We start from the raw sequence: 5,358 nt of genomic DNA, 5'->3' as shown, positions 1-5,358 counted from the left end.
CACCGTCTGCAGAAAGTGATCTCGCGCTTCGCAGCCATCAAAGATTCAGCAAGAGCACGTACATCGTCCTCTGGCTGGTCCAGTAGATAAAACACAAGTCTGTCAGCAGCCTTCGGTCCAATGCCGGGGAGATTGCCCAGCCTGGCGGAAACCTCGATGAAACGCTTGGGCAGGAACACCGCTTACCCGAGCCCGGGAATATGCGGCATGCCAGCGGTGACCTTCTTCATGATCTCCTCGGCCTGACGATCTGCTTCGACCTGGGCTTCGCGCACGGCAGCGACGACAAGATCTGCAGCCATCTCAGCGTCACCAAGATCGAAATCCGCTTGGATGGTGATGCCGATGAGGTCTTTCTTGCCGTTGACGACAGCCGTGACAGCGCCTCCACCTGAAGTGGCAGATATCCTGCGATCCAGCAGCTCCTGGTCGGCGTGTGCTGCATCTTCCTGCATCTTCTGGGCCTGCTTCATGAGATTGTTGACGTTGTACATATGGCTCCTCCCCTATCACCTCAGGAGCCGAACAGCGACTCCGTCGCATCAAACGTCTTCTTGAGCAATTCCAGCTTGTCATCCACCGGAACCTCTGCCACGGTTTCCTGCCGCGCAGGCTCCTGGGATCCCTCCTCGACCAGCTTGACTTGGTCCACTGCATAGGCGGACCGCGCCGCTGGGACAAGAACTTCGTCCTGCTTCTGCTCGAGCATTGTACGGAACAACTTGGTCTTGGGACCGAGAACGATCCGCAAGACGCCCTGGTCGACCCCGACTTCGCGAACATCGAGCGCCTGCAGCATCACCCCGATGGGCTTGCTGGCGTCAGAGACAAGTGCCTTGAAGTGCGCCCATTGATCTGCAGGTTCCCCTGTGGATATGCTTCTGGTTTCTGGAACTGTCTCGCCAGGACTGTCAGGGGACACCTCAACAGCCTTCTGTACAGTCTCCATCTGCCGGACCGCAGGCCTGGGCGCATCCTGACTACTCGTGAACTGCACTTCACGGGAGAACTCTTCATGCGAGCGATCGAGACCCATGGGCAGGTCAAGGGCTATTGCGAGCAGGAAAGCCTGGACAAGAGGATACGGATCCGACAGGTAAACTGACTGTTGCTGGATTCGTGCAAAGGCCGCTGCAAGGTTTACCAGAGTTGCGTCCGGGAACGCCTTGAGGCGATCGTTGGGAATGCTGTCCGAACTAGGAATCCGCAGCGTCACCTTGTCAAGAATGTACCCACTGATAAGGGCAATCGTCCTTTCAAGCAGGTCAGCAGGCTCTATTCCACTTCGTTCCAACTGGTCCAGGACAGAGCTGACTGCCTTCGGATCGCGAGAGAGCAGGGCCTCGACAAGCAAGGAAATGTTTTCTTCGGTGGGCAGCCCCAGCAGGTCCAGCACCGTCGCGCTAGACACTGATTCGGTTCCAAACACGGAGAACTGGTCGACAAGACCTATGGCGCCTCTCATCGAACCCCCGCTGAGCGCAACTATCTGGTGAAGGGCCTCATCGGTTATGTTTGGAGCTTCGATGTTGCGAAGGCCCTGAAGGTACTCGAACATGGCCGTTTCCGAAATCCGCTTGAAGTCGAACCGCTGGCACCGGGACAGGATCGTCTCAGGCAGTTTTTGAGGTTCCGTCGTAGCGAGGATGAACACTACGTAGTCAGGCGGCTCCTCGAGCGTCTTCAGGAGTGCGTTGAAAGCCTGGACGGTGAGCATATGGGCTTCATCGATGATGAAAACCTTCTTGCGACTGCGAGCGGGGACAAACCTGGTGGACTCACGCAAGTCTCTGATCTCGTCGATGCCCCGGTTACTGGCAGCATCGATCTCAATGACGTCGATGTCCGTCCCTGACGTGATAGCTCTGCAGTGTTCACATTCCATGCAGGGATGACTGCTGGGTCCCTTGTCGCAGTTCAGTGCTTTTGCCAGTATGCGGGCTACCGTCGTCTTGCCGGTACCCTTGGGACCAGCAAACAAATATGCATGGGAGGTCCTGCCAGTATCGACAGACCCTTTCAGAATACGTACGACCGTCTCCTGACCAATGACGCCGTCGAACGTGGTGGGGCGGTACTTTCGGTATAGTGAAACGTAGCGCTCAGTGGATGCCATAGTGTTTGTAGTATATTGCCCGCGCACATCATTGCAAGAAAAGTTCAGACCACGACTTCTTGAGGCGCCAAAATGCCAGCCTATACTGTTGGAGTGAAACGATTCTTCCGAACACTCATCATACTCATATGTGCAGTAGGTGCCGTTCTCGCTCTGACCTATGCGGGGATCGACCTGTATGGATACAAACAACAATCTGAGCGGGCTGATGTGATTTGTCTGTTCGGAGCTGCAGTCTGGGGAAACAGTCCATCACCGGAGCTCGAAGCGCGCATCTTGTGTGCGGTTCAGCTGTATCGTGAAGGACGCGCTCCGCTGCTGTTTCTGTCCGGAGGTCCTACGGGGTCGAATCTGAGTGAATCGGATGTCATGGGTGCTGTCGCTATCAAGCAGGGAGTCCCTCGCAGCGCCCTGATATTCGACAACACAGGTGTCACCACAGCTCAAACGCTGATAAACCTCAAGCGCTACATGCAGGGGAACGCCCTGACCTCTTGCCTGATGGTCTCATCGCCCTTTCACATGGCACGAATCATGATCCTGGCCCGCCTGTACGGTCTGCAAGCGTTCACTAGCCCACCCGTCGAGACACCCGTCTGGCTCAGTGTCCAGCAGAGAGCAAGGGCAACAGTCCGCGAAGAACTTGCATTGTTCAAGGACCTGCTTGTCTTCGCCGTGTCGCCTGATTAGCGGGAATGCCTGGTCAATGCGATACGAACAAAGCCCGGATGGGCAGCCCCGGCAAGCAATACGCCATGGCTGAACCTCAGTGCTCCCTGTAGCTCTCGCGTCGATCGGGAAGCGACCGTTATGTCGAAACCCCCAAGGCGCCCTGTATACCGTCGAATGTCTTCGGGCGACAGAGATGGCGCCCGACCCACAATGGTGTCGATGAGAGAGGAAAGAGCAACAACCCGCACGCCTTCAACTGCTGTTTGAACGCGGACCTTCGCCCTGACAAAGACAACCAGAGGCCGAACATGGCACGGAACCTGTGGTTTCAGCCGTCCCTTCACATACATCGCTTCCGATGTGGCCTGGCGCACGAAATCATGGTTCAGAAGTTTGCCGTTCCTGCACAGACGTCCGCCCCTCAGACTGATGGTGCCGGAATGGTTCTTCGTCTCGACGACGAAGACGCCAGTTGGGCCGACGATGATATGATCGACATCGCCTGCATAGAAGCCGAGACCGTTAAACACGTGGAACTCCTGTGGTAGTCGTGAGAGAACAACGCCAACATCGTACTCGCCGCCAGCCCCACCATAGTACTGGTCGGCAGCAGCTTCTAAACTGAAGACGTCGCGCACACACCAGAATCCCAGAGCCACGACGACGCACGCCGCTCCAGCGCCAAAGAAGCCCGTGGACTGGACTCCCGACCGGAACAGGAGATAAATCAGAACTCCCATCATCAGCATAGGAACAAGAGCCCGGTACATGAGCCGATCGCCCTTATGGTATGTAGCTGCTCCAGCCTTGCCATGAACTTGTGCCATCCACTCTCCCGTGAAAAGACTGCCTCGAATCACCAGAACCATTCAGAAATGGCCCAAGTTCTTTAGTTTATACTCTTGTCGTCCACGTGCAACCCAATGCCTCCCGCATCGACTGCTGTTCGTCACTTGTCGCAGTTAGCAACCACTCCAGGCTGCCTCCGCACAAACAGGTCGGTTTTCTTTTCGCACCCAGCAACTATACTGACTAGCATATATGTTTGGAGGATCATCATGATCAAGTCAGTCAAGGGGACCAGCGACATAACATCACCCGAAGTCCTTCTGTGGCAACATGTGGAGAGAACCATGGCTAACACTGCCAAAGCTTATGGCTACGAAGAAATCCGCACCCCGACCATCGAGATGGAGGAGCTTTTCTCTATGTCGGTTGGGCAAAACACCGATATCGTCGAGAAGGAAATGTATGCCTTTCCTGACAAGAAAGGACGTCATCTCGTCCTGCGCCCTGAAGGCACAGCTGCAACGTGTCGCGCATACATAGAACATCAGATCAATCTGCAGCCTTCTCCGGCCAAGTTCTACTACATGGGGTCATTCTTCCGATATGAGCAACCTCAGAGTGGGCGCAAGCGCGAGTTCCACAGCTTTGGAGTCGAGGCTCTCGGCGAGCAATCGCCAGTTCAGGATGCAGAGGTCATCGACATGGTCATGACAATGCTGTCAAGACTCGGCCTGGCACACCTGTCCGTCGATATCAACAGCATCGGCGATGATAACTGTCGACCCGCCTACAAGGACGCCCTCCGGGCTGCGCTGGCAGCACATGAGGGCGAGCTGTGTGAGGACTGCAAGAGACGCATGAACGACAATCCTCTCCGTGTGCTCGACTGTAAGCACGAAGATCCGTCACTCCTGGAGTCGCTGCCAAAGTCCGCGGACTATCTGTGTACAGACTGCGAGGACCATTTTCACCGCCTGCTCTCGACTCTCGACGCTCTGAAGATTCCGTATCGCCTCAACCACAGACTGGTCCGAGGCCTTGACTACTACACCAAGACCGTATTTGAGGTTATCTCTGAGGATCTCGGTGCGCAGAATGCCCTCCTGGGAGGGGGCCGCTACGATTATCTCGTCCGTCACCTGGGGGGACCGGCTACTCCTGCCGTCGGCTGGGGTCTTGGGCTTGAACGCCTTACTTCCGTGCTGACAGCGCGGTATCCCGAGCTCACTGGATCACTGGCAATCCCCCTGGCATACATTGTCCACTCGGAAACAGCCACGGCTGTCGCCTTCGAGTTGAGGCGCACCTTGGCCGGCGCGGGCTGGGTCCTGGATCTGGATATGCGTCAGGATGGGTTTGGAAAGCAACTGGCACGAGCATCCAAGAGGGGAGCGCGCATGGCACTCATCCTCGGTGAAGACGAGATTGCGGCGGGCACCTGCGCCGTAAAAGACCTGACGTCAGGTTCCCAGTTGACGGTAGCATTGGCTGACGTAGCCGCTTGCCTTGCCAGTGCTGTCCAGAAGTAGAGCTGGAGATATTCAGGTATGTCCGGGGGTTTGCGTTGGTTTTCCTGTGTTTTCGGGTATAATAGTGTTGTGTCACCCTGCGATGCCCGTGAACCACTTGACGGGTTTGAGCCAACACAAATCACTCGGAAGCAGATGCCCTGTGGATACGAGCGCTTCGCAGTGTTCTTGAAGCAGGGAACTTTATGCTCCCACCTGCTTAGGCAGGTTCAAAAGCTTCGTCAAGGCACGACCTTGTGGGGTGGCCTCTTG

General features: G+C 56.1%; 5 protein-coding genes, 1 other RNA gene and 1 pseudogene. 3 read left to right on the top strand and 4 right to left on the bottom strand.

Annotation, left to right across the window (positions count from 1 at the left end):
* From SMC5_RS11510 to dnaX, 3 genes and pseudogenes are all read right to left on the bottom strand, one after another.
* Positions 1 to 179: pseudogene (locus tag SMC5_RS11510) on the bottom strand (recombination protein RecR); the annotation flags it as partial.
* Positions 180 to 182: 3 nt separating this feature from the next.
* Entirely contained in the window at positions 183 to 494 is a 312-nt protein-coding gene (locus SMC5_RS00325; RefSeq protein WP_119119133.1) for a YbaB/EbfC family nucleoid-associated protein, read from the bottom strand.
* A 20-nt stretch (positions 495 to 514) separates the two neighbouring features.
* Positions 515 to 2,116, bottom strand: coding sequence for a DNA polymerase III subunit gamma/tau (gene dnaX, locus SMC5_RS00320; RefSeq protein ID WP_119119132.1), 1,602 nt, complete (start codon positions 2,114 to 2,116; stop codon positions 515 to 517).
* 72 nt (positions 2,117 to 2,188) lie between these two features.
* Between dnaX and SMC5_RS00315 the strand changes: the two genes are divergently transcribed.
* Positions 2,189 to 2,806, top strand: a complete 618-nt coding sequence (locus tag SMC5_RS00315) for a YdcF family protein (protein WP_119119131.1) — start codon at positions 2,189 to 2,191, stop codon at positions 2,804 to 2,806.
* Here the strand turns inward: SMC5_RS00315 and SMC5_RS00310 are convergent.
* Entirely contained in the window at positions 2,803 to 3,615 is an 813-nt protein-coding gene (locus tag SMC5_RS00310; protein WP_165848889.1) for a nuclease-related domain-containing protein, read from the bottom strand. The genes SMC5_RS00315 and SMC5_RS00310 overlap by 4 nt on opposite strands.
* Positions 3,616 to 3,846: 231 nt before the next feature.
* On the opposite strand from SMC5_RS00310, the gene hisS reads away from it, so the two are divergent.
* Together hisS and ssrS are read left to right on the top strand one after the other, a co-directional pair.
* A complete protein-coding gene (hisS, locus tag SMC5_RS00305; protein WP_165848888.1) occupies positions 3,847 to 5,106 on the top strand; it encodes a histidine--tRNA ligase in 1,260 nt (419 codons plus the stop codon).
* 71 nt (positions 5,107 to 5,177) lie between these two features.
* Positions 5,178 to 5,353, top strand: a non-coding RNA gene (ssrS, locus tag SMC5_RS00300) — 6S RNA.
* The last annotated feature ends 5 nt before the right edge of the window (positions 5,354 to 5,358 follow it).

Origin of the sequence: Candidatus Cryosericum odellii (assembly GCF_003570935.1) — a bacterium.
GTDB lineage: Bacteria > Caldisericota > Caldisericia > Cryosericales > Cryosericaceae > Cryosericum > Cryosericum odellii.
This window is presented reverse-complemented; position numbering and strand designations above follow the sequence as displayed.